21 protein-coding genes are annotated in these 24585 nt (G+C 63.3%); 11 read left to right on the forward strand and 10 right to left on the reverse strand.

The window, feature by feature from the left end; genetic code table 11:
• Positions 1 to 325 precede the first annotated feature (325 nt).
• A complete protein-coding gene (gene qhpR / locus AC07VF_RS24415) occupies positions 326 to 1402 on the reverse strand; it encodes an AraC-like transcriptional regulator QhpR (protein WP_495009832.1) in 1077 nt (358 codons plus the stop codon).
• Positions 1403 to 1890: 488 nt separating this feature from the next.
• On the opposite strand from qhpR, the gene eat reads away from it, so the two are divergent.
• From eat to AC07VF_RS24435, 4 genes are all read left to right on the forward strand, one after another.
• Positions 1891 to 3243 carry an ethanolamine permease gene (gene eat / locus AC07VF_RS24420; protein WP_495009833.1) on the forward strand — a complete coding sequence of 451 codons (1353 nt, stop codon included), beginning with the start codon at positions 1891 to 1893 and terminating at the stop codon, positions 3241 to 3243.
• A gap of 27 nt (positions 3244 to 3270) precedes the next feature.
• Positions 3271 to 4662, forward strand: coding sequence for an ethanolamine ammonia-lyase subunit EutB (locus AC07VF_RS24425; RefSeq protein ID WP_282373662.1), 1392 nt, complete (start codon positions 3271 to 3273; stop codon positions 4660 to 4662).
• 35 nt (positions 4663 to 4697) lie between these two features.
• Positions 4698 to 5516, forward strand: a complete 819-nt coding sequence (gene eutC / locus AC07VF_RS24430) for an ethanolamine ammonia-lyase subunit EutC (RefSeq protein WP_495009834.1) — start codon at positions 4698 to 4700, stop codon at positions 5514 to 5516.
• A 665-nt stretch (positions 5517 to 6181) separates the two neighbouring features.
• The gene (locus tag AC07VF_RS24435) at positions 6182 to 7600 is read left to right on the forward strand and encodes a CoA transferase (RefSeq protein WP_495009835.1); all 1419 of its coding nucleotides are present in this window, start codon (positions 6182 to 6184) and stop codon (positions 7598 to 7600) included.
• Positions 7601 to 7606: 6 nt separating this feature from the next.
• Here the strand turns inward: AC07VF_RS24435 and argC are convergent, their stop codons facing one another.
• Entirely contained in the window at positions 7607 to 8545 is a 939-nt protein-coding gene (gene argC / locus AC07VF_RS24440) for an N-acetyl-gamma-glutamyl-phosphate reductase (RefSeq protein ID WP_495009836.1), read from the reverse strand.
• Between the two features lie 116 nt (positions 8546 to 8661).
• Between argC and AC07VF_RS24445 the strand changes: the two genes are divergently transcribed.
• Complete coding sequence (locus AC07VF_RS24445) at positions 8662 to 9546, forward strand: LysR family transcriptional regulator (protein WP_495009837.1); 885 nt, start codon at positions 8662 to 8664, stop codon at positions 9544 to 9546.
• An 87-nt stretch (positions 9547 to 9633) separates the two neighbouring features.
• Here the strand turns inward: AC07VF_RS24445 and AC07VF_RS24450 are convergent, their stop codons facing one another.
• Positions 9634 to 10065, reverse strand: coding sequence for a nuclear transport factor 2 family protein (locus AC07VF_RS24450; protein ID WP_192172305.1), 432 nt, complete (start codon positions 10063 to 10065; stop codon positions 9634 to 9636).
• Positions 10066 to 10332: 267 nt separating this feature from the next.
• On the opposite strand from AC07VF_RS24450, the gene yghX reads away from it, so the two are divergent.
• The 3 genes from yghX to AC07VF_RS24465 all read left to right on the forward strand — a co-directional run bounded on the left by yghX (position 10333) and on the right by AC07VF_RS24465 (position 14432).
• The gene (gene yghX / locus AC07VF_RS24455) at positions 10333 to 11220 is read left to right on the forward strand and encodes a YghX family hydrolase (RefSeq protein WP_192172306.1); all 888 of its coding nucleotides are present in this window, start codon (positions 10333 to 10335) and stop codon (positions 11218 to 11220) included.
• Positions 11221 to 11840: 620 nt separating this feature from the next.
• Positions 11841 to 13670 (forward strand): allophanate hydrolase, encoded by a 1830-nt coding sequence (gene atzF / locus AC07VF_RS24460; protein WP_495009838.1) that lies wholly within the window; start codon positions 11841 to 11843, stop codon positions 13668 to 13670.
• Between the two features lie 111 nt (positions 13671 to 13781).
• The gene (locus AC07VF_RS24465; protein WP_495009839.1) at positions 13782 to 14432 is read left to right on the forward strand and encodes a GntR family transcriptional regulator; all 651 of its coding nucleotides are present in this window, start codon (positions 13782 to 13784) and stop codon (positions 14430 to 14432) included.
• A gap of 42 nt (positions 14433 to 14474) precedes the next feature.
• Here AC07VF_RS24465 and AC07VF_RS24470 read toward each other — a convergent pair whose 3' ends face one another.
• Genes AC07VF_RS24470 through AC07VF_RS24480 form a run of 3 tightly spaced genes read right to left on the reverse strand, consistent with a single transcriptional unit; the run spans position 14475 to position 17660 of the window.
• Positions 14475 to 15347 carry an NAD(P)-dependent oxidoreductase gene (locus AC07VF_RS24470; RefSeq protein WP_495009840.1) on the reverse strand — a complete coding sequence of 291 codons (873 nt, stop codon included), beginning with the start codon at positions 15345 to 15347 and terminating at the stop codon, positions 14475 to 14477.
• 49 nt (positions 15348 to 15396) lie between these two features.
• Positions 15397 to 16734: an ankyrin repeat domain-containing protein gene (locus AC07VF_RS24475; protein WP_346627860.1), complete on the reverse strand. Its 1338-nt coding sequence runs from the start codon at positions 16732 to 16734 to the stop codon at positions 15397 to 15399.
• Positions 16735 to 16793: 59 nt separating this feature from the next.
• The gene (locus AC07VF_RS24480) at positions 16794 to 17660 is read right to left on the reverse strand and encodes a DMT family transporter (protein ID WP_495009867.1); all 867 of its coding nucleotides are present in this window, start codon (positions 17658 to 17660) and stop codon (positions 16794 to 16796) included.
• Between the two features lie 146 nt (positions 17661 to 17806).
• Between AC07VF_RS24480 and AC07VF_RS24485 the strand changes: the two genes are divergently transcribed.
• Entirely contained in the window at positions 17807 to 18661 is an 855-nt protein-coding gene (locus AC07VF_RS24485; RefSeq protein ID WP_346627859.1) for a LysR family transcriptional regulator, read from the forward strand.
• Positions 18662 to 18673: 12 nt separating this feature from the next.
• Here the strand turns inward: AC07VF_RS24485 and AC07VF_RS24490 are convergent, their stop codons facing one another.
• The 4 genes from AC07VF_RS24490 to AC07VF_RS24505 form a co-directional block, all read right to left on the reverse strand.
• The gene (locus AC07VF_RS24490; RefSeq protein ID WP_346627858.1) at positions 18674 to 19039 is read right to left on the reverse strand and encodes a glyoxalase superfamily protein; all 366 of its coding nucleotides are present in this window, start codon (positions 19037 to 19039) and stop codon (positions 18674 to 18676) included.
• A 299-nt stretch (positions 19040 to 19338) separates the two neighbouring features.
• On the reverse strand, positions 19339 to 19704 hold the full coding sequence (locus tag AC07VF_RS24495; protein ID WP_192172315.1) for a hypothetical protein: 366 nt from the start codon (positions 19702 to 19704) through the stop codon (positions 19339 to 19341).
• A gap of 164 nt (positions 19705 to 19868) precedes the next feature.
• Positions 19869 to 20618, reverse strand: coding sequence for a creatininase family protein (locus tag AC07VF_RS24500; RefSeq protein WP_192130134.1), 750 nt, complete (start codon positions 20616 to 20618; stop codon positions 19869 to 19871).
• Positions 20619 to 20727: 109 nt separating this feature from the next.
• Positions 20728 to 21918, reverse strand: a complete 1191-nt coding sequence (locus tag AC07VF_RS24505; RefSeq protein WP_495009841.1) for a GAF domain-containing sensor histidine kinase — start codon at positions 21916 to 21918, stop codon at positions 20728 to 20730.
• A 290-nt stretch (positions 21919 to 22208) separates the two neighbouring features.
• Here AC07VF_RS24505 and AC07VF_RS24510 point away from each other — a divergent pair, with 290 nt between their 5' ends.
• On the forward strand, positions 22209 to 23546 hold the full coding sequence (locus AC07VF_RS24510; protein ID WP_282372684.1) for a PQQ-dependent sugar dehydrogenase: 1338 nt from the start codon (positions 22209 to 22211) through the stop codon (positions 23544 to 23546).
• A gap of 307 nt (positions 23547 to 23853) precedes the next feature.
• Entirely contained in the window at positions 23854 to 24543 is a 690-nt protein-coding gene (locus AC07VF_RS24515; protein WP_495009842.1) for an ATPase, read from the forward strand.
• Positions 24544 to 24585: the final 42 nt, after the last annotated feature.

A 24585-nucleotide genomic window follows, 5' to 3' on the forward strand; every position in this document is an offset into this window, starting at 1 on the left:
GAGCCGAGCTTGCTCGCGAAGGCTTCCTATCAGTCACCAGAGAAGGTGGCTGAATGTCCGGGCCCCTTCATGAGCAAGGTGGAGCGCCACCCCGGTCACTCCCACATGAACGGCGTTCACTCCGAGACGGCGGGGGTCCGAAGATTCCACCCAGACGCCGCATTGCCCGCTGGAACTGCCGTCCCTGTGGGAGCCGAGCTTGCTCGCGAAGGCTTCCTATCAGTCACCAGAGAAGGTGGCTGAATGTCCGGGCCCCTTCATGAGCAAGCTAACTCCCACATCACGGTGCTGTCTGGGAAAACAAGGAAAGCCGGCCGCCAGCGTTTCAAACCCGGCAATCACCCCCACGCCACTGCTTCGGACTCACCCCGAACCATCGTTTAAACGCCCGGGAGAACGCGCTGGTTTCCGAGTAGCCGAGCAGCGAGGCGAGTTGGGTGATGCTGAGGTTCTGCTGTTTCAGGTGATTCAGGGCCGAGTCCTGGCGGATCTGGTCGACCAGTTGCGTGAAGCTGATGCCCTGTTCGCGCAGTTTGCGCTGCAGGGTCCATTCGGACAGGCCGAGGGTGTGGGCGATGTCCTCCAGCGCCGGTTCGCCCAGGTGCAGGATGGCGAGGATGGTCTGGCGGGCGCGGTCGAGGAGCGTGGCCTCGGGACCATTGCCTGTGCTGCTGCCGTTATCGCCCAGCTGGCGGATCGCGTCCTTGATCAGCATCAGCAGAATCGGGTCGCTGCCGGGCATGGCTTTGCCCACGACATCGCACTTGGGAATCAGCAGTGAATTGCAGCGCTGCCCGAAACGCACGTCAGCGCGGAACACGTCGCGGTGTTCGTGCCAGCCCTGGGGTTTGGCGTGTTCGAATGCCACTTGCCGAGGTGCCCAGTCCGGGCCAAGTACATGGCGCACCAGGTTCAGCGCCATGCCCATGGTCAGCTCGGCGTCCTGGCGGCGTTCGTTGATCGCGCCGTGGCGGACCTGATAATCGAAACGGTAGCACTCGCCTTGATCCACCAGTTCGATCAGCGTGCTGTGCTGATGGAACGGGAAGGCGGCGGAGAAATTGATCAGCGCGTCTTCCAGCGTCGCCGAGCACAGGCCGATGTAGCCCAGCAGGCCCAGCGCCTGGGGCCGGAATTGCTGGCCGTAACGCAGGCCGAAATTGTCGCAGCCGGTCTGGCTCGCGGCTTCTTCCAGCACTTTGCAGTAGTTGGTCAGCGGCAGGCTCAGGGTCGGGTGCAGCAGCTGCTCGGGGTCGATGCCGGAGCGGCCGAACACCCGGTCCAGATCACCGCCGTGTTGCACGATAAAGCCATCGAGCCCGTTGGCCGCAGCCGACAGCACGCCGCGATTGCTGGCGGCGGGCGAGTTCGATGCGGCGGCGGGGACGAGGGTCTGGAGCATGGGGGTGAGGGCTCTGACTGTGTGTAGGCCTATCGTGCAAGCAAATGTCGTACCTTGTGTCAGCCACATGCATCGTCGGGGGGAATCAACGGTCCTGTGGGAGGGACCGGGGTAGCGCTCCACCTTGCTCGCGAACACTGCATTCCAGCCGCTGCATACTCGGCGAATGTACCGACCTCTTCGCGAGCAAGGTGGAGCGCCACCCCGGTCACTCCTACATGGGCACCGGTGCTACTCGACGACTCATCTGCTGCCCAAGCTGTTGGGAAGTCTGGTGCCACTGCGGGCAGCAAACACGGGCATTGCGTGACCCTCAATAAAGCACCGGGTCGTTTTCACGCGCCAGTGTGGCGCACCCCCGGCAGATACCCGGAAAACTTGACCGCAGACGACAGACCGCGCGCCGTACGGTCAAGCCTTGGCCTGTCAGCTGTGACTATGCTCGACGTCAGACAAATACCGTCGCCTGGCTACCGGGGTACACGCTCATGACTGCTTCACAACTCAAACCTACTTTGGGAACTCTGCATTTGTGGGGGCTGGCCGTCGGCCTGGTGATCTCCGGCGAATACTTCGGCTGGAGTTACGGCTGGGGCACCGCCGGGACGCTGGGCTTTCTGGTGACCACGCTGATGGTCGCGGTGATGTACACCTGCTTCATCTTTAGTTTCACCGAACTCACCACCGCGATTCCCAACGCAGGCGGACCGTTTGCCTACAGCCTGCGCGCCTTTGGCGTGACCGGCGGGATGATCGCCGGGCTGGCAACGCTGATCGAATTCGTCTTCGCCCCGCCGGCCATCGCCATGGCGATCGGCGCCTACCTCAATGTGCAATTCCCGTCCCTTGATCCAAGGGTTGCGGCCATCGGCGCGTATTTCGTGTTCATGACCCTGAACATTCTGGGCGTGAGCATCGCAGCCACGTTCGAACTGGTGGTCACCATCCTGGCGGTCGCCGAACTGCTGGTGTTCATGGGCGTCGTCGCGCCGGGCTACAGCTTCAGCAATTTCGTCCTCGGCGGCTGGGCCGGTTCCGATACCTTCGGCCTGCCGGCCATCAGCGGCATGTTCGCGGCGATCCCGTTTGCCATCTGGTTTTTCCTCGCCATCGAAGGCGCCGCCATGGCGGCCGAAGAAGCCAAGGACCCGAAACGCACCATTCCGCGCGCTTACGTGGGCGGCATCCTGACGTTGGTGGTGCTGGCGATCGGCGTGATGATCTTCGCCGGTGGCGTGGGCGACTGGCGTACGCTGGCGAACATCAATGACCCGCTGCCACAGGCGATGAAAGCGGTGGTCGGCGGTAACTCCAACTGGATGCACATGCTGGTGTGGATCGGCCTGTTCGGTCTGGTGGCGAGTTTCCACGGCATCATCCTCGGTTACTCGCGGCAGTTCTTCGCCCTGGCCCGGGCGGGCTTTCTGCCACCGAGCCTGGCGAAACTGTCGCGCTTCCAGACGCCCCACCGCGCCATTCTTGCGGGCGGTGTGATCGGCATCATCGCGATCCTCAGCGACGGCGTGATCAACCTGCAAGGCATGACGCTGACCGCGGCGATGATCACCATGTCGGTGTTCGGCGCCATCGTGATGTACATCATCAGCATGCTCAGCCTGTTCAAGTTGCGCCGCAGCGAACCGAACCTTGAGCGCAGCTTCCGCGCCCCGGGCTATCCGATCGTGCCGGGCATCGCCCTGGTGCTGGCGGTGGTGTGTTTGGTCGCCATGGTCTGGTTCAACCTGCTGATCTGCGCCATATTCATCTGCCTGATGGCCGTGGGCGCGGTGTTCTGCAAAATGGTCCGCGGGCGCAGTGCGGCGGTCGCGGTCGCCGGTTAATCACGCGGTTCGATAAAAGAGGTGTGCATGAGTTTTTCCCACAGCATCGGTGGCATGGTCTGGCGCTTCGACAGCCTGCGGGAACTCATGGCCAAGGCCAGCCCCGCGCGCTCGGGCGACTTCCTGGCAGAAGTCGCCGCCAGCAGCGATGCCGAACGCGCGGCGGCGCAGATGGCCCTGGCCGACGTGCCGCTCAAGCAGTTCCTCACCGAAGCGCTGATACCCTATGAAGAGGATGAAGTCACCCGCCTGATCGTCGACAGCCATGACCGCGCCGCCTTCGCCCCGGTCAGCCATCTCACGGTCGGCGGCTTTCGCGACTGGCTGCTGGGGGACGACGCCACCGAGGCCAGCCTCAAGGCCCTGGCGCCGGGGTTGACCCCGGAGATGGCGGCGGCGGTGTCGAAGATCATGCGCGTGCAGGATCTGGTGCTGGTGGCGCAGAAAATTCGTGTCGTCACTCGCTTTCGCAACACCGTCGGCCTGCGCGGGCGCATGTCCACCCGACTGCAACCCAATCACCCCACCGATGATCCGGCCGGCATCGCCGCCAGCGTGCTCGACGGTTTGCTGTACGGCAACGGCGACGCCATGATCGGCATCAACCCGGCTACCGACAGCGTCAGCGCCATCAGCGAACTGCTGAAGATGCTCGACGGCGTCATTCGCCATTACGAGATTCCCACCCAGTCCTGCGTGCTGACCCACGTCACCTCATCGGTGGCGGCCATCGAAAAGGGCGTGCCGCTGGACCTGGTGTTTCAGTCCATCGCCGGTACCGAAGCGGCCAACAGCGGTTTCGGCATCAGCCTGGAAATCCTTCGCGAAGGCTACGAAGCCGGGCTGAGTCTGAAGCGCGGCCCGCTGGGCGACAACCTGATGTACTTCGAAACCGGGCAGGGCAGCGCCTTGTCGGCCAACGCGCATCACGGCGTCGATCAACAGACCTGCGAGGCCAGGGCTTACGCCGTCGCGCGGCACTTCAACCCGTTTCTAGTGAACACCGTGGTCGGCTTTATCGGCCCGGAATACCTGTACAACGGCAAGCAGATCATTCGCGCCGGGCTTGAAGATCACTTCTGCGGCAAGCTGCTCGGCGTGCCCATGGGCTGTGACATCTGCTACACCAACCATGCCGAAGCCGATCAGGACGACATGGACGTGCTGCTGACCTTGCTCGGCGTCGCGGGGATCAATTTCATCATGGGCATCCCGGGGTCCGACGACGTGATGCTCAACTACCAGACCACCTCGTTTCACGACGCTTTGTATGCACGCAAAACCATCGGCCTGCGCCCGGCGCCGGAGTTCGAGGAATGGCTGACGCGCATGGACATCCTGCGCCAGGACGACGGCGGCGTGCGACTGGGGCAGGGCGTGCCGCCGCTGTTCCGCAAGGCGCTGGCGCAACTTAATTAGTCGCTGATCAGCAGTTCCAGACAAGGGCTTGAGCCATGAGCGATGACAAGAAATCACCCGCACACGCCGATGCCTGGCAGCAGTTGCGCTCGCTGACCTCGGCGCGAATCGCCCTCGGGCATGCGGGCACGAGTTTACCGACGGCGGCGCAGCTGGATTTCCAGTTTGCCCACGCCCAGGCCCGCGACGCCGTGCATCTGGCGTTCGATCACGGAGCGCTGGCCGAGCAACTGGCGGGCCGGTCCCGCGAAACGCTGACCTTGCAAAGCTCGGCAACTGACCGCCATATGTATCTGCAACGGCCTGATCTGGGGCGGCGTTTGTCAGAGGCGTCGGCTGCCCAGCTGAAGGATTACGCGGCGGCGCATCCTGACGGATTTGATCTGGCGCTGGTGGTCGCAGACGGCTTGTCTGCGCTGGCGGTGCAACGCCACAGCCCGGCGATGCTGGAGCGCATCGACGAAATGGCAGCGGCGGAAGGTTGGAGCCTGGCGCCGGTGGTGCTGGTGGAACAGGGCCGCGTCGCCGTTGCCGATGAAATCGGCGCGCTGCTCAAGGCGCGCATGGTGGTAATCCTGATAGGCGAACGACCGGGCCTCAGTTCGCCGGACAGCCTGGGTCTTTACTTCACCTACGCACCGCGCGTGGGCCTGAACGACGCTGCGCGCAACTGCATTTCCAACGTGCGCCTTGAGGGGATGAGCTACGCGATGGCCGCGCACAAGTTGCTGTACCTGATGCGCGAGGCCTGGCGCCGGCAATTGTCCGGCGTGAGCTTGAAGGACGACGCGCAAGTGCCGGTGCTGGAAGCGGGCGAGGGCACCCGGCCGGGGAATTTTCTGCTGGGACCTTGATCGTGCCCACGCTCTGCGTGGATACGCAGCCCGTGACGCTCGGCGTCACCTTGTGCACGGCTTGAATATTCGGCGTGTTCTTTGACGCCTTCCCGGCTAAAGCCGGTCCCACATTTTAGGTCACCGCCAGTATGACTGGATGCATACGGTGCTTTTAGTGGGACCGGCTTCAGCCGGGAATAGGCCAGTGCATCCGCTGAATCTCCTGCGGCAGTTACGCCCCCTTCGCGAGCAAGCTCGCTCCCACATAATCGTTGTCGACGCCGGATCTGAGCCAGCCTGCAGAACCTGTGGGAGTGAGCTTGCTCACGAGGAGGCCAGTGCAGCCACTGCATTTCTGACAATAGATACACCGTCTTCCCGGCTAAAGCCGGTCCCACATTTTAGGTCACCGCCAGTTTGACAGGATGCGCGCGGTGCTTTTAGTGGGACCGGCTTCAGCCGGGAATAGGCCAGTACAGCCGCTGCATCTCCACCGGCAGAGACACCGGCTTCCCGGCTAAAGCCGGTCCTGCGAGGTGCGCGTGCGGTGTGAGTAGGACCGGCTTCAGCCGGGAAGAGGCCAGTGCATTCGCTGCATCTCCAACGGCAAACACGCGGGCTTCGCCCCCCCTTTCCAGACTCTTTTGCTAGGCTGCTTCCACCAATCCCGAGAGCGCTGCCCCATGCCGATTGCCCAGTCCGACACTGCCTGCACGCATTTCCTGCGCGAATTCTGGTTGGCCCTCGGTGGGCCGCCTCGCTATCCGGGCCATCTTCAGACCATCGGCGAAGGCGCGCTGGCGTCGGCATTCCCGGTCACCGATTTCGCCACTGCCGCCGTCGCTGCCGCGCATCTGGCGGTGGGCGAACTGATCGATCAGGCCCACGGCACGTTGCCGCCGATCACGGTTGATCGGCGCCTGGCCTCGTTCTGGTTCGCAACGTCCCTTCAGCCCCAAGGCTGGTCGCTGCCGGCGCAGTGGGACGCGGTGGCAGGGGATTACCGCGCGGCAGATGGATGGATCCGGTTGCACACCAACGCACCGCACCATCGTCAGGCCGCGCTCGCCGTGCTGAAAACCGCTCCCGAGCGTGATGCCGTCAGCCAGGCGGTGCTGGGCTGGAAGGCCAGTGAGCTGGAAAGCGCGGTGGTCGACCATCACGGTTGTGCCGCCGCCATGCTCAGCGCTTCGGCCTGGCGCGAGCATCCTCAGGGTCGCGCCGTCGCCGCCGAACCTTTGCTGCATCGTGCGCAGGCCACAGCGGTACCGGCTTCATCGCATCATTCAAACCCCGCACGACCCGAATGGATCGTCCCACGCGAACGGCCCTTGCGCGGGATCCGTGTGCTCGACCTCACGCGTATTCTGGCCGGCCCCGTGGCGACGCGGTTTCTCGCCGGGTTCGGCGCCGAGGTGCTGCGCATCGACCCTCCTGGCTGGGACGAGCCCGGCACCGTCCCGGAGGTGGTGCTTGGCAAACGCTGCGCGCGGCTGGATTTGCGCGACCCCGCCGATCGCGCAGTGCTGGAGGGCCTGATCAGCGGAGCTGACGTGATGGTTCATGGCTACCGCGCCGACGCCCTCGCGCGACTGGGCCTCAGTGCCGAACGCATCCGCGCGCTCAATCCGGGTCTGGTGGATGTATCGCTGAACGCCTACGGCTGGACCGGGCCATGGCGGGAGCGAAGGGGTTTTGACAGTCTGGTGCAAATGAGTTGCGGCATCGCCAACGCTGGCATGGTCGCAGCGGGCGGTGACCGGCCGGTGCCGTTACCCGTGCAGGCGCTGGATCACGCCACCGGGTATCTGATGGCGGCGGCAGCGGTGCGCGGTCTGACCGAGCGACATATCACCGGACAAGGCGTTCAAGTGCAGGCATCCCTGGCGCGCACCGCGTTATCGCTGATGTTGTTCACCCCAAACGAGGCGCCGCCTTCGGCCCTGCAACCGCTGAATCCGAGCGATTACTCCGACGCCATCGAGCACACCGCCTGGGGCCCGGCGCTGCGCCTCAAACCCGCCGGGCAGCTCGACGGCACGCCGACCCACTGGGATTTACCGGCGAGCGCACTGGGCAGTGGCGACGCGAGATGGCTGTAACACGCGTCAGCCACCCGCAATCATCAGATCCAGATTCTGCACCGCCGCCCCGGCCGCGCCTTTGCCCAGGTTGTCGAACACGGCGGCCAGCAGTACGTGGCCGTCGTGCTCGAACACCATCAGCCGCAGGTTATCCGTGCCGTTGAGCTGGCGCGGGTCGATCCCGGTCAACGCGCGGGATTGCTCCATCGGCAGCACTTCGACAAACCCGCTGCCTCGATAATGCTCAGCCAGCGCGGCATGCAGCGTCGTGCCCGTCACGCCATGGGGCAGCAAGCGCGTTTGCAGCGCGATGGTCAGCACGATGCCCTGACGAAACGCGCCATAGGCCGGCACGAACACCGGCCGCTCGCTCAATCCGCTGTACTGCTGGATTTCCGGAACGTGCTTGTGGGCAAGGCTCAGGCCGTAGACCTGAAAAGGCACCGCCTGCGCGACATCTGGCCCCTCAAATTCATCGACCCCCGCGCGGCCTTTGCCCGAATAGCCCGACACCGCATTGATGCTGATCGGGTAATCGCGCGGCAGCAGTCCCGCCTCCAGCAACGGCCGCAACAAACCAACTGCCCCGGTGGGGTAGCAGCCCGGATTGCTGACCCGGCGGGCCGTGGCAATGCTGTGTTTCTGTGCTTCGCTCATCTGCGCGAAACCGTAGACCCAGTCGGGGTGGGTACGGTGCGCAGAGCTGGCGTCGATCACCCGCACGTCCGGGTTGGTGATGCTCGCCGCTGCGTCGCGGGCGGCCTCGTCGGGCAGGCACAGCAACGCGATGTCGCACGCGTTGATCGCGGCAGCTCGGCTTTCCGGGTTTTTGCGATGCTCGGCGGGCAGCGTCACCACCTGCAGGTCGGTGCGGCCTTGCAGACGCTGGTGAATTTGCAGGCCTGTGGTGCCTTGGTCGCCGTCGATGAACACAATAGGGAGGGGCGCTTGTTTTAAAGACATGGCATTTGAATTCCGCAGAAGGTCGTCAATGCCAACCATCTTCCAGCCCGCTCGTGGATAGAGAAAGTTGAATTTGTTGACGGTACACTTCAGCTTTTCTGAAGGAGGGCCGGCCGGTGCGGGAAATCAGTCTGGATCGTTTGCGCACCCTGGTGGCCATCGCCGACCACGGCTCATTTGCTGAAGCCGCACGGGTGCTCAACCTCGCGCCGCCGACGGTGAGCCTGCACATCGCTGACCTGGAGCAGCGAGTGGGCGGCGTGTTGCTCTCGCGCACGCGGGGCCGGGTTCAACCCTCGGCCATCGGCGACACCCTGATCGAGCGCGCGCGGCGCTTGTTGGCCGATGCCGAACAGGCGCTGGAAGACGTCGAGCGTCAGGTCCAGGGACTGGCCGGGCGGGTGCGATTGGGTGCGTCAACCGGTGTCATCGCGCAATTGCTGCCCCAGGCGCTGGAAACCCTGGAGCAGTTACACCCGGGCATCGACGTGCAGGTCGCGGTGCTGACGTCGCAACAGACGCTGCAAAAGCTGGCGGACGGCAGCCTGGACATCGGCGTGATTGCGCTGCCCCAGGCACCGGTCAAAGGCTTGTCGATTCAGCCGTGGCGCCGGGACCCGGTGATGGCGTTTTTGCCGGCGCGCTGGGACTGTCCGCCGGTCATCACGCCGTCATGGCTGGCCGGTCAGCCGCTGATTCTCAACGACGCCACCACGCGGCTGTCCCGCCAAGTCGCCGAGTGGTTTGCTGGCGAGGGGCCGCAGCCGACGCCGCGCATTCAGCTTAATTACAACGACGCGATCAAGAGTCTGGTGGGGGCGGGCTACGGAGCGACCTTGCTGCCCCATGAGGCGTCCACGCCCGCGCCGGAAAGCCGCATTGTCATGCGCCCGTTGCAGCCGGCGCTGTGGCGGGAGTTGGGCATTGCGCACCGGGCCGGAAGCGTCGAACGCTCGACCCGCTATGTGCTGGAGGTGTTGCAGGAGTTGGAAGCGTTGTAGCGCAACGGGGGTTGAAAACAGACGTGTAGCCGACCGGGGCTTGATCCTGTCAGGCGCCCGGTCGGTTACAACGTTGAAGTCATGCCATCAGAATTTAAACGCCTGGCGCCCGATCAGCAGCCAGTGGCCTTTCTGTTTTTGCCAGACCTGAAAGTTTTCGATCTCGGTCGGCACGACCTTGCCGCTGTTCACGGCTTCGGCAGAGAAGTGGTTGCGCACCAGGGCAGTGTCGCCATTCATGTTGATTGTCTGGTTTTTCATTTCCAGGGTATTGAAGCCGCTGCGACCGGTTTCGATGTCGGCGATGAATTCATCCTTGTTCTGCACCTTGCCGCTGGAGTGCCCGTAGGTGACGTTATCGGACGTCAACGCTTTGAGGCCGGCGATGTCCTTGTGCAGCATCGCCTGGGTCATGTTGTCGACGGCCTTGGCGACGGCTTGTTCATCGGCAGAAGGGGCGGCGGCCACGAAGCCTGAAAACAGGCACAAGAAGCCGAGGGTCAGTTTGAGTCGGGTCATGAGTGCATCCTTTTTTATTGTTGATGGAAGCGGCATGCAGGGCCATTTTCGTCGAAAAGTGGCTTTGTACGTCGTCGTACAACTGCGCCGCTCAGGCTAGCCCACAACGAGACAGTTGGAAAGCGCGCCGTGGAAAGATGCTGTTCGACAGCGCGTGATGTTGACGCACTCGGCTTAAATACTGCTTTACTGAGGGCTCGCTGCGGCACGTTCAGGCGCTCGGTTCTACGCCTGTGCCCGTTGAACAATCGATGAGGATGCGCACAGATGACCCGTCTCACCGCCAAAGACTTCGCCCCTGAATTGCTTGAGCTTTACGACTATTACGTTCACGGCAAGATCAACCGCCGGGAGTTTCTTGATCGCGCGGCAGTGTTCGCCGTGGGCGGGCTTGCCGCCACGACGATTCTGGCCTCGCTGAGCCCTAATTACGCGCTGGCCGAGCAGGTCAAGTTCACCGACCCGGACATCATCGCCGAGTACATCACGTATCCGTCGCCCAAGGGCAATGGCCAGGTGCGCGGGTATCTGGTGCGGCCGGCGAAGGCCGATGCCAAACTCGCGTCGGTGCTGGTGGTGCATGAGAATCGCGGCCTCAATCCCTACATCGAAGACGTCGCCCGGCGTGTGGCCAAGGCCGGTTTTATCGCCCTGGCGCCTGACGGTTTGTCTTCGGTCGGGGGCTATCCGGGCAACGATGACCAAGGTCGCGAGCTGCAGGCGAAGGTCGATCCGGAGAAGCTGATGAATGACTTTTTCGCCGGCATCGAGTGGCTGATGGCTCACCACGCTTCCACCGGGAAAGTCGGGATCACCGGGTTTTGTTACGGCGGGGGCGTAGCCAATGCTGCTGCCGTGGCTTATCCGGAGCTGGCGGCGGCGGTGCCGTTTTATGGCCGTCAGCCCAGGGCCGAGGATGTGAGCCGGATCAAGGCGCCGTTGTTGTTGCATTACGCAGAGCTCGACAAGCCGATCACCGATGGCTGGCCGGCGTATGAGGCGGCGTTGAAGGCGGCGGGCAAAACGTATGAGGCGCATATTTATAAGGGCGCCAACCATGGTTTTCATAACGATTCGACGCCGCGGTATGACGATGCTGCTGCGACGTTGGCGTGGGACCGGACGGTCGCATGGTTCAAAAAGTATCTGGTCTGAGTGGGGAGCGCAGTGCAGCTGAGAGGGGTCTGCCTAAGGGCAGACATTTCGCCTTCGGCGAGTTACTTGGAAAAGCACCCCAAGTAACCAAGGGTGCTTGCTCCTGGTTTGGTTCCTCCTTCGTCGGAATACCCTCACTCCGACGACGCTCCGTGGGCCCGCGCCGAACGGACATCCATGTCCTGACGGCGCTCTCGCCGCATCCATGCGGCTCGGCCCACTGCGCGTCGTCTACGTTCGGCCTGCACCCAAGTCGCGTTTGGCGGTGACTGGGCCTTTTGTGTTTGAAGATCAAGATCAACAGCTTCGCGGCTAAAGCCGGTCCTACGGACACGCGCTGCTTTTAGTGCGACCGGCTTTAGCCGGGAAGGGGCGAGTGTGTTCGACATCACTTTTGCAGTATTGCGCTCGACGTCTTCCCGGCTGAAGCCGGTCCCACTAGGTGATCGCGGTGTGCGGCGGGCACCAAAACCCTGCACGCCGTGCTTTTTTGTTGCGCACGATTGCTCCTCCAATCATCTGAAAACCACCCGCACCCCCTGCGCACTGGGCCTCCCATCGCCATGGCCCGGCTTTTGCTTTTGTTGAATCCAAACTTGGATACAAGATGGAAGCCTCCCATGCATGACCTCCAACACCCCCATATCGGCTGGACGATCAACGAATGGCTGACGGCCTATCAGACCGGGCAGTTGTCCCCGGAAGTCCTGCTCACGCTCCCCAGCGCTTACCCGGAAACCGATACCGCGTGGATCGCCCGGGCCAGTCAGGCGCAGGTTAGCGAGCAGCTCGAAGCCCTCGCCGAGCGGCTCGCGGCGTTGAACGGCGACCTCACCCAATTGCCGCTGTACGGCGTGCCGTTCGCGATCAAGGACAACATTGACGCAGCGGGCTGGCCGACGACGGCGGCGTGCCCGGAATTCGCCTACGCCGCGAGCAAGGACGCGACTGTGGTGGCCCGACTGCGCGCAGCCGGGGCGATTTTGATGGGTAAGACCAACCTTGATCAGTTCGCCACCGGCCTGGTCGGCACGCGTTCGCCCTACGGCGCCGTGCCCAACAGTTTCAATCCCGATTACGTCAGCGGCGGCTCCAGCTCTGGATCGGCGTCGGTGGTAGCGCGGGGGTTGGTGGCGTTTTCGCTGGGCACCGACACCGCAGGCTCTGGCCGGGTGCCGGCGGGCTTCAACAACATCGTCGGCCTGAAACCGACCAAGGGCCGTTTGCCCAATACCGGGCTGGTGCCGGCGTGCAAGACAGTGGACTGCATTTCGATCTTCGCGCTGACGGTGGAAGATGCGCAGAAAGTTGCCGGTCTCGCCGAAGGCTTCGATGGCGATGACGCCTATTCCCGCCACAACCCTGGCACAGCGCCGGTAGGCTTTGGCGCAGCGATGAAGCTGGCGGTGCCGGATACCCTGGAATTCTTCGGTGATGCACAGAATCAGGCGGTGTTCGAGCAGGCGCTGCACCGTTTGAGCGGCATGGGCGCCGAGATCACCCGCATCGACTTCGCCCCGTTCAAGGCCCTGGCCGAGCAGTTGTATTACGGCCCGTGGGTCGCCGAACGCACGGTGGCCCTGACTTCGATGCTGGAAACCAACCTCGACGCCATCAATCCCGTAGTGCGCGGTATTGTCGAAAACGGTCTGGCCTACAGCGCCTGTGACGCCTACCGCGCCGAGTACCTGCGCGCCACGCTGAGCCGGCAGATCAACGACGCGCTGACCGGTTTCGACGCCTTGGTCGTACCCACGTCCGCGACCTTGCGCACCCAGGCGGAAATGGCTGTTGAGCCGGTTCTCTACAACTCGCAGTTCGGCTTCTACACCAACTTCACCAACCTGGCGGACCTCTCGGCCCTCGCGTTGCCTGCCGGTATGCGCGCCGATGGCTTGCCGTCGGGCATCACCTTGATTGCACCGGCGTGGCACGACACCGCACTTGCCCGGTTTGGCCAGCGCTGGCAGGAAAGCGTCGGCTTGCCCATGGGCGCAACCGGCCGCGCAATGCTAGCTTCGCCAGCGCCGACACCTGCGCCAGCGCCTGCTCCGCGCGGCAGTGTGCGGGTTGCCGTGGTGGGCGCGCACCTGACCGGCATGCCGCTGAACGTGCAGCTCACCAGCCGCGATGCCGTGCTCGTCGAACAGACCCTGACCGCAGGCGACTACCGGCTCTACGCCTTGCCCGGCACCGTGCCGCCCAAACCAGGGCTGGTGAAATCCCCAGGCGGAGCGTCGATCATCGTCGAGCTGTGGGACATACCGCTGGCGCGCTTTGGCGAGTTCGTGGCCGAGATTCCTGCGCCGCTGGGCATCGGCAACCTGACGCTGAAGGACGGTCGCAGCGTCAAGGGTTTCATCTGCGAGCCTTGGGCGATTGATGGCGCGCTGGACATCACCTCGTTCGGTGGCTGGCGCGCGTACATCGCCAGCCTGAAAAAAGCCTGACCCGACGCCTGACGCGGTCCCAGGAAAACCACTGCGTCACGCCCCACCATTCTTCGAAGGAGCACCCAGGCCATCATCCCTTCACAGAAACCCAAACTGCGCCCGGACAATATGGCCGAGCGCATCTATCAGCAGCTCAAGGAAGACATCTTCGAGTTCCGCCTGCTGCCGGGGGATCGCTTCAGCGAAGGCGAGGTGGCCGAACGCGTGCAGGCCAGCCGCACGCCGGTGCGGCAGGCGCTGTATCGGCTGGAGCGCGAAGGTTATCTGGAGGTGCATTTCCGCAGCGGCTGGCGGGTGAGGGCGTTCGATTTCACTTATTTCGAAGAGCTTTACGACGTGAGGATCGTGCTGGAGTGCGCGGCACTGATGCGTCTGGAGGCACTGGATCTGGAGCAACATCCGGTCATCGCCGAGCTGAAAAGCACTTGGCTCGTCACGCCCCCCGAGCGCCTGCAAGATGCCCAGCAGGTGTCAGCGCTGGATGAGCGTTTCCACTGCGCACTGCTGGAGGCGGCAGGCAACACCGAAATGGCGCGGCTGCACCTGGAGATCACCGAGAAGATCCGCATCATTCGCCGCCTGGATTTCACCCAGGCGGCGCGCATCGAGGCGACCTATGACGAGCACTCTCAAATCCTCGACGCCGTGCTCAACGGCCGCACAGGGCAGGCGCAGCAGTTGCTCACGCGGCACATCGAAGTCAGCAAGCAGGAGGTGCGCAAGATTACCCTGCACCGGCTCCATGTCGCCCGGCCTTGAGCTGACGTCTGGACCTCACATCAACGGCAAACGACGAAGCACTCAGCGCGGGTTGCGCCGCTCCGCCACTTCGGCCAATACCGCCAGGTCCATCTCGCCCTGACCATGGTCGATGGCGTCCTGCAAGTGGGCGCGAATCATGTCGGCGCTCGGCATCTGCACCGACACCTGGCTGGCCGCCGCCAGCACCAGATCCACGTCCTTGAGCCCAAGCACTGCCTTGAACGCGGCCGGCTCGTACGTGCGTTCACCGATCAGCGCGCCATAACCGGCGTACACCGGGCCGGGGAAGATCGTCCCCGCTGCCAGTTCCACCAGGTCCGCCGATTTCAGGCCGTGGCGGGTGACCAGCACGGCCGCTTCGCTCATCGCCTCGATGGCCGAAACCAGCATGAAGTTCATGGCCAGTTTCATGGCGTTGGCGCTGGAGGGTTTGTCGCCCATGCGCCAGGTCTTGCTGCCGATCAGGTCGAACAACGGCTGCACTGTCTCGATGGCTTCAGCGGAGCCGGCAGCCATGATGTTCAGCTTCGCGGCGGCAGCCATGTTGGGGCGGCCCATCACCGGCGCGGCGATGTAGTCGATGCCCTGCGCGGCGTGCAGCTCGGCCAGCTCGTCGGCGAAGGTCACGGAAATGGTCGCCATGTTGATGTGGATCAGCGGGCCCTTGAGTGACTTGAGCAGACCGGAATCCAGCAGCACCGCGCGCAAGGCCTTGTCGTCGGCAAGCATGCTGAACACCACGTCGGCGGCGAACGTTTGCGCAGGCTCGGTGACCGCCGTGGCGCCTTGCTCGACCAGTGACTGCGCCGCCTCGGGAGAACGGTTCCAGACCAGCAGTTCATGACCGCCTTTCAACAGATTGCCAGCCACGGCCTGACCCATATTGCCGAGGCCCAAAAAGCCGATTTTCATGGGGATGCGCTCCAGTAGAAGGTGGGATGTGCGGCGCACACTCCTATCATCAAACCGGGAGCCATTCACTTAAATCCTTGGCCCGTATGTCGGAATTGATCCGCTGCAACTGGGACAGGTCAAGGGTCCCCAGTGGCTTATCTCCCGCCTGTTCGGCCACTTCAGCCGCCAGCTTCTGCCTGAACAGCGCGGTCTGGGAGGCGTCCAGGTACAGGGCTTTTTCACTCTTCTGGGCTTTCACACGCACGACCAGATCGGCGGGCAGTTCGACACCTTTGATGGCGCAGCCCAGGCACACCGTCGCGAGGTCATCCAGGCCTCGCACTTCCATTTCCTTGAGCTTGCCGCCGTTTTCCGGGCTCCCCGACAGCGGGTGTTCACCATGCTGATAGGAATATTGCTTGGTCCCCGCGCGGTACTGGATCTCGTGAGTGGACAGGTTGTCGATCTTCTCGAAGCCGAACACCAGCGGAACAATCCCACCCTGATTCAACACGCCCAGATAAGGAGCCTTGCCATCCTCCAGGGAGCGCTGCAACTCGCTGGCCGCCTGGTGATAAAAACGATTCAGGTCCTCACCCCTTAGCTCCTTGACCTCTGTGCCGGAACGCAGGGCGATGGAGCCCGGCATTTTAAGGTCTTCCAAGTGCTCTTCCAGCGGCGTGCCGATGAATTTCCGCCCGCTCAGCTTGTTGATGTAGCTGGCGTGCAGGAAACGCTGCAGCCATGCGGCACCCTCGGCAGGCAGTTGTTCGGGATTGGCGACGTTGATCGTGGGCGCCATGTCATTGCCTGGCAACGTCTTGCCGCTATCCAGGGCATGGAGGATGACCTGCGCCATGCGGTGTTGCAGCGCCCGCGAGTGTGCATTACTGGTATTGATACCGTCGCCTGCCGCATAGACCCGGGCCTTGCCGCGCAGGTTGGGCCGGGTGGTCGTGTCGGTCGAGCTCTCCCGGGTGCGATCGGAGAAAAACACTTTGCCTTCCAGAGACTGGGTGCCGCCCTTGGCATCATTGACGCCGCCCTTCAGCGCCCCGGACTGCAGGATTTCCAGCCCCCACGGGGTGCCGTGCAACGCCTCCGGCTTGGCATAGGCCAGGGGGGCCGTCGGGTTGAGCGACTGCAGCAAGGCCATGCGCAATCCGGAGCGGCTGCGCTCGTCGATGTCGCGCATTCTGTCGAGCACATCCAGCGGCGAATGGCCTTCGGCGTTCAAGGTGTTGGCGCGCTGGCCGTCCTTGCGCAGACGCGCCAGCGCCTCGGCGTCGCGATTGGCCACGGCAGCGTGCAGCGTCGGGCTGGCCTCGGACCCTTGGGTCGCTGACGAAGGGCTGTGCGAACTGGCAGGCGGGATAAAAGGCGATGAAGGTCGGATAGGAGTCATAAGGGTGCGCTTATGGTTAAAAACGCCTGAGTGGAGCCGGCGCGCCTAACGGTTCCACATCACCCGTGCTTTGCCGCCTGCCTTGCTTCGCCGCGTATCACCAGACCGATGCCGACCCCCGAGACCGCCATGCCCAGGGCCATCAGCCACGACAGCGGTTCGTCGAACATGGCCCAGGCCAGCAGCAGCGTCAGCGGCGGGCTGAGGTAAAGGACACTGGCAACCCGCGTTGGCGTGGCACGACGCAGGCACATCCAGTACAGCCCGTAACCGCCGAACGTCGACACCGACGTCCACAGCACACTCATCGCGAAGCCTGAATTGGGGACGGGCGCGAGACTCCCGTGCAGTCCCGCAACGAGGGCAAACACGAAGGTCGAGACGAAACACTGCAGCCACAGGTTGGGCAGCAGGCCCAGCGCCTTTGGGTCCGGTGAATGTTTTTGCCACAAGGTGGCGACCGCCAGCGACAGCATGCCTAGCACCGGCAGGGCATAGGCCCATGGGGGTGCGCTGCCCCAGGCCAGCGCGTCGTGGGTCGCCAGCATTACGCCCGCCAGGCCGATGAGCAAACCGATCCATACGCTGCGGGCCAACCGCTGGCGCAGCACCACGGCCGCGAGCACGGCCATGCCGATCGGCAGCAGGTCGGCGAACAGCGCTGCCAGCCCGGCGGGCACGCCAAGGGCAATCCCCTCGGTCACGCCGAACAGATAACCGGCCATGGCCAGCAGGCCGATGCCGGCGTTTTTCAGCAGCACCGCCGGCGGTGTCTGGCGCAGTTGCCGCGCTACAAAGGGAAACAGAATCAGCGTGACCAGGAGGCAACGCCAGAACACCACCAGCGACGCCGGCGCGAAATCGATGGAGAAGCGCGCGCCAATGAAGCCCGAGCTCCAGATGATCACCAGCCCGGCTTCGAGCATCGGCAAGGGGAAAATCCGGCGTCGAGACGGAAGGGGAAGGCTCGCGTTGGTCAGTTCGTTTGAAGTGTTCATGGACCCAACGTACCCAACCGCCGTAATCTAATAAATCAAAATAAACGACAGCAGTGCTTCGGGATCAGTGAACCATGAGCGCCATTCTGGATATCGAACAGGTCCGCACCTTTCACGCCGTGGCGCGCATTGGCAAGTTCAGCGCGGCGGCGGAACAGCTGCACAAAAGCCCGGCGGCGGTCAGCGTGCACGTGCAGCGGCTGGAAGCGGTGGCGGGCGGGCGACTGCTCAACCGCGACAATCAGTCGGTCTCGCTGACGCCGCTGGGCAAGCGGTTTCTGACCTCCACCGCTGCGCTGCTGAGCACCCACGATCAAGTGCTGGCCGAGCTGCAGGGCACGCAGTTGGCGGGGCGCATCACCCTGGGCGTGCCGGATGAATACGCCACGCACCTGATTCGCGACGTGCTGCCGATTTTCACCGCCGCGTGGCCGAACATTGTTCTAGAGTTGAAGACCGCGCCCAGCTTCATCTTGCGCGAGCAGGTGCGGCGGGGGCGGCTGCAGGTGGCGGTCATCGCCCTGCCCGAAGGCCAGTTGGGTCCGGACGATCAACTGCTGGTGCCGACCACCCCGGTGTGGGTCGGCGCCGCACATCACTCGGGGGATTTACCGGACCCATTGCCGCTGGCCGTGCACGCCGCGCAATGCTCGTACCGGCAAGCGATGATCGAGTCACTCAAGCGCAGCGGCCACCGCATGCGCATCGTGCTCGAGAGTTCGTCCAATCAGGCGGTCAAGGCCTGCGTCGAAGCAGGCTTGGGGATCAGCGTGATCGACCGGGCCCGGGTCACCGACGGCATGCGCATTCTGGACGGCCTGCCGCTGATCGCCGACCACGACATCATCGTCGTGCGCTCGTCAGCCTCCCACGGCGATGACGCGGTGGACCTGCTGCGGCGGGCGATCGGGCAGTATTTCCGCCTCTGACGGCGGCGAAGGTCAGTCCTCGGAGCGCTCGCAGAAGCGCAGGCGGTTGCCGAACGGATCGGCGATTTCCATGACCTTGCCCCAGTCGAGGTCCTGAATGCCGGGGCGCGAATAGCCGTAGTTTTTCGCCAGCAGCTCGCGCTGCAATTCAGCGATGTCGCTGACCGGCACGAAGATCGTCGAGCCCGGCGTCGCGTCGCCGTGGTGTTCAGTCAGGTGGATCACAAGCTGGTCGCGGCGGGCCTGGGCATACAGCGGCAGACCCGGTTCAAAGCGGTGCTCCCAGTCCAGGCTGAAGCCGAGAAAATCGACGTAGAACTCTTTCGCCTTGGCTTCGGAAAAAATACGAATCAGCGGTATCGCCGGGGACATTTGCACAGGGGTTCACTCCTTGATGGTCTGAGCGGGCGATTCTAGCCTAGAGTGCAATAATGGTTGGTGTTTACACGGCCCTCTTCACGGCTAAAGCCGGTCCCACTGACGGATTGCGTGTTCCCGTAGGACTGGCTTTAGCCGGGAAGGCGTCGGATGCCACGCTGCAAGATCGAGGGTGTTCACACTGGCCTCTTCCCGGCTGAAGCCGGTCACTGACGGGAAAGGCGCGAGGCAGAAACAAAAACGGCGCCGTGCTGAAGATCAGCAAAGGCGCGCGTCGGAGAAGCGAGGGTTGAAGCGAATTAGCTGCGCAGGTCTTTCTTGATTTCGTCTTCGTCTTTGTGAGGCGCCGCTGTCGGCAGCTCGGGAGGATAGAACTCACCTTTGAGATTCAGTGCGGCAATGCGCGTCTTGAGCTTTTCGATGACCAGGTCGATGTCCTGTTGATCATCAAGGTCGTCCACCCGCAGCCACAGGTGCGGAAGGTTTTCAAAGTACACGCCGTCGATTTCCACATCGGAGGTCATCTCGCGATCCTGGCGCCACAGGCACTTGCGGTGGACCGTCGCCGGGTCTTGTGGCCAGGTTTCTGACGTGGTCAGCCAGACCTCGTGGTAATCCTGCAGATCGATTTCTTCAACTTTGTCCAGTGGGATAAACGTATTCACATATCACCTGTCAGCCAAGGGGACCGGGCGAGGTCGTTGCGCTGCAGACTGCCCCAGGTCCCATACCGTTTCAAAAAGCGCATACCACTATGGCCGCCGTTTGGCGGACGAGTTCAACGCCGCGCGCTATTGCCGCACGGCCAAGCCACGTCAACGCAGCGATATCAATGCAGCGCCGGTTCGCGACTGAACGCGTCAACCGCGCGCACCAGCCCTTTGGCGGCCAGCGCCACCAGTTCTCCACCCTTTTCCGGCGTGGCTAGCGCAGGGTCAGAGCCCATACGCCCGTCGGGGAAGCGCGCGCGAAAATCCTTCGCTTCGCGGATCGGACCGGTCGGGGCAATCTGCGGCGAGTAGTCCGCTGATTTGATCGACTCCGGGTAGGCCCACTGGGTCACCGCGATCTCGGACGGCGTCGCGTGGGAGCCGTGGCCCACCGGGAACTGCCGATGGGCGAGTTCACCAACGCCTTCCAGGTCCCACCAGTTGGTCAGCTTGAGCGCAAAGCCGGCAGACCGTCCGGCGAAACTGGCCTCGGCATACAGCTCGGAAAACGCTGCCTCGATCGACGCGACGTTGCCGCCGTGCCCATTGAGGAAGAGGATTTTTTCGAAGCCATGGCCCGCCAGCGAGCGAGCCCAGTCACCAATCGCGGCGATGAACGTCGAGGGGCGCAGCGAGATCGTCCCGGGAAAGCCCAGATGGTGCTGCGCCATGCCGATGTTGAAGGTCGGCGCGATCAGGATGTCGGCGCTCTTCTGCGCTTCGTGGGCGATGATCTGCGGGCACATCCAGTCAGTGCCGAGCAGGCCGGTGGGGCCATGTTGTTCGTTCGAGCCGATGGGCACGACGATCGTGCGGCTGCGTTTGAGAAACTGCTCGATCTCGATCCACGTGGACTGGTGCAGAAGCATGTCAGGTGCTCTCCTCAGGGAAGGGGGCTTCAGAAAACCGGGTGATGGCGAAAAATCAATGTGCAGCGCAGCGCCGCCGGGTGGCCGTGCCGAAATCGGCAATCGGCGCTCAGGCAGACGGCTCAGAAGGAAAACGCGCGATAAAACAGGTGCCCAGTTCCGCCGATGAGCTCACGGTCAGGATCCCGTCATGGGCAGTGGCGATCTGTGAGGCGATGTACAGCCCTAGTCCCAGGCCTTCCCCGCGACCACCGGCTTCGGACCGGGTGAAGGGCTCGAACAGCAGCGGCATCAACCGTGGCGAAATGGGCGCGCCATAATTCATGACGGAAATGATGACCTGATCGCATTCCTGCCAGACGTGCAGATGGATCGGCGTCGTGGGTGACCCGTGGGTGACCGCGTTGCCCAGCAGGTTGGACAGCAACTGACTGATGCGCAGCGGGTCGCAGTAGACGGTGCCGCTGAGGTCGATGGCCTCGATGAAGCTCGCCTGCGGGTGCGACGCGCGGATCTCGTCCACCGTCGCTGTCAACACCTCGGGAAGTTCGTCGGTGATGTGGCGTTTCACCGGAATCCCGCCGCCCATTCGGCCCCGGGCAAAATCCAGCACGTTCTCGATCAACACGCCCATGCGGATCGAACTCTGCCGTATGGCGGCCACCAGGCCCAGCGAGCGCTTGTCTTCGGTTTTGGTCGCCAGCAGGTCGGCGCTCATGCGGATCGCGCTCAACGGCGTGCGCAGGTCGTGGCCCAGCACCGCCATGAACTGTTCGCGCAGCCGGCCGTGTTCGTGGGCGTCGGTCAGCTCGGCGCGGGCGCTCTCCAGGTGACCCTGGGTGTCCAGGCTCATGGCGATCAACTGCGCGAACAGGGTCAGCGTCTTGACGATGGCAGGATCGCCCAGGTTGGCCGGCACTGAATCGATCGCGCACAGCGTGCCGAAGAAACGGCCGTCGGCCAGGATGATGGGGATCGAGATGTAGCTTTCCAGCCCGTAGATGTTGGGCGTGTGATGGGTGGCGAACTGCGGGTCGGCGCTGGCGTGGCCGAAGACCACGGGTTGCTGATGCTGCCTGATCTCGTGGCAAATGGTCGATTCCAGCACCAGTTCGCCGCCCGGCTTGAGGCCGAAATTGATCGAGTCATCGACGGCGCAGGCCACCCAGTTGCTTTCCGTGACCCTGGCGATCGCCGCGAAGCGCATGCCGGTGATGTGCTTGACCATGCTCAGAATGACGGGCACGGCAGGGATCGCACTGATCGCCTCAACATCCAAAGCAAACTCTGGGCGGGTCATCGGATCTGGCTCTGGGGTGGTGGGAGGGCAGCGTAGCTAAAATCGGCCGATATGGCTAACCCCTCGGCCCCCTTACGCGACGTGTCGGCGCAGATTATTGAACCCTGAGCCTCGCGCAGTGGTCGTTTTATTGGTGCCCCAAGGGCAAATGTCATTTGCGTCCCATGAGCTGTTTGCTGTCGGTCGACGTGGCGATACTTGTCAGCCTTATGTCTCTTGAAGCGTTTGCTTCTCCCAGCTTCTAATTCTCAAAACAATGGGCCCATGGATGGCCGCCGCGAGGTTGAACGATGATTGCGATGCACCGATTTGCACTGCTGATGACCACTGCTGCGATGCTCAGTGCCTGCGGCGAGACCGCCAAGCTGCCGTTCCAGGCGGGTGTAGGCGCGCAGCCGCAACTGCCCGAGCCGAACAGCACGTTGATTCCGACGGTCAAGGTGTCCAAGGCCGTCGGTTGGAAGGGCACCGATACGCCCAAGGCCGCCGAGGGCTTCAAGGTCAGCGCGCTGGCCGAGAACCTCGATCACCCGCGCTGGCTGTACAGCCTGCCCAACGGCGACATCCTGGTGGCCGAGAGCAACAAGCCGCCCAAGCCTGAAGGCGCGACGGACGGCGGGCCGGGCGTGATGGCCTGGATCAAGCGCACCGCCACCGGGATCGTCATGAGCCGGGTGGGCGCCGAAGCCGAGAGCGCCAACCGCATCAGCATCCTGCGCGATGCCGACGGCGATGGCCGCGCGGAAATGAAGAAGGTGTTCATCAGCGGCCTGACTTCGCCGTTCGGCATGGTGCTGGTGGGCAACGAGCTGTTCATCGCCAATGCCGACGCGGTGGTCAAGGTCCCGTACAACGACGGCCAGACCGAAAGCACCGCCAAGCCGGTGAAAGTCACCGACCTGCCGGCGGGCATCAATCACCACTGGACCAAGAACATCATCGCCAACCGCGAAGGCACCAAGCTGTACGTCACCGTTGGCTCGAACAGCAACGTGGGCGAGAACGGTCTGGAAGCCGAAGAAGGTCGCGCGGCGGTCTGGGAAGTTGACGTCAAGACCGGGCAGAAACGCCTGTTCGCCAGCGGCCTGCGCAACCCCAACGGGCTGGCCTGGAAGCCGGGCAGCAACGAGCTGTGGACGGTGGTCAACGAGCGTGACGAAATCGGCAGCGACCTGGTGCCGGATTACCTGACCTCGGTCAAGGACGGCGCGTTCTACGGCTGGCCCTGGAGCTACTACGGCCAACACGTCGACAGCCGCTTGCAGCCGCCGCGCCCGGACATGGTCGCCAAGGCCATCGCCCCGGATTACGCCCTCGGCACCCACGTCGCGCCGCTGGGCCTGACCTGGTCCGACCCGCGCGGCATGCCGGCCAAATTTGCCGACGGCGTGTTTGTCGGCGAGCACGGTTCGTGGAACCGCAATCCCCAGGCCGGCTACAAAGTCGTCTTCGTCGGCTTCAAGGATGGCCGCCCAACCGGCCTGCCGGTGGACGTCCTGACCGGCTTCCTCAACGCCGACGGCGACGCGCAGGGCCGTCCGGTCGGCGTGATCCTCGACAAACAGGGCGCGTTGCTGGTCGCGGACGATGTGGGCAACAAGGTCTGGCGCGTCAGTCAGGCCAAGTGATGGCGCAGCGATGAAATGAAAAGTGCCGGTGATGATCACCGGCATTTTTCGTTCGAGGGCAGCTTTCTACCTTTCGCCCAAGGGGAGCAAATAAGGTTGAACGTCACCCACGACCTGGCGTCGTATTTTCTATAGGGCGGCGCCTCTATGGGACGCTCAGGCTTTGTTGAAGCATCGGTAATGGTGTTTCTCACTCCGCCTACCATTCCTGAAATCGATAGTGACCATCACGGTAGGCGAGTTCTCTTTTTCTCGGAAGAGAGGAGGATGGCCCCATACCGAACTTGCTTGAGAAGGACGCCACGCGATGAAAATTTCAACCCTGCTGACCCTCGTCGCCGTGCTGTCCAGCGGTTTCGTCGCTACGGGTTCTGCTGCAGCGGCAGGCTCTCTTTCCGCGGCAGACGCCGAGGCGTGCCATTTGCTGCCGGTGGTTGAAAGCCGTGTGGCGTTGCAGTCTTCTCAAAGCGTTGGTGTGCTCTACAGCGAAAACACCGTCAGCACCCTCGAATACCTTGAGCGTTATCACGCGGTGGCGCTGAAAGGCGTCAAGAATGGCGGGCTGGATTCGCGTATTCGTGAGGCGTTTGTCAGCAGCTCCGATCCGAAACTGGCGATGGACTGGCTGAAAGGTTCTTTGGAGAAACAGTTCGCGTCGGTGACCGTGTATGACAATCTCGACGCGCTGATGCAGGCGCGGCCGGACGTGGTGGTCATGCTCGACACCTACAGCCGCCTGGTGTCCCAGCGTAACTCTCAAGTGGAAGCGCGCTTCATCGCGAAGTTCTACGACTCGAACCTGCAATACATCGGCAAGGCTGAAGGCCTCGGCGCGAAAGAGCTGACCTCGGTGTGGGTCCACGACAAGGCCGCTCCGGAGATCGCCGCGCAGATCAACCAGCAGCGCGACCTGCAGATAAACGCCCTGAAGCAGTTCGACGCCTCGCTCAAGGCGCTGGTGACCACCGGTAATTCGGCGGAAGTGGCGAGTAATTGATCGCTGCCTACAAGGCTTACGCGGTTCGATAGCGGGACCGGC

It is taken from the genome of Pseudomonas sp. GW821-FHT02H06 (assembly GCF_059421525.1).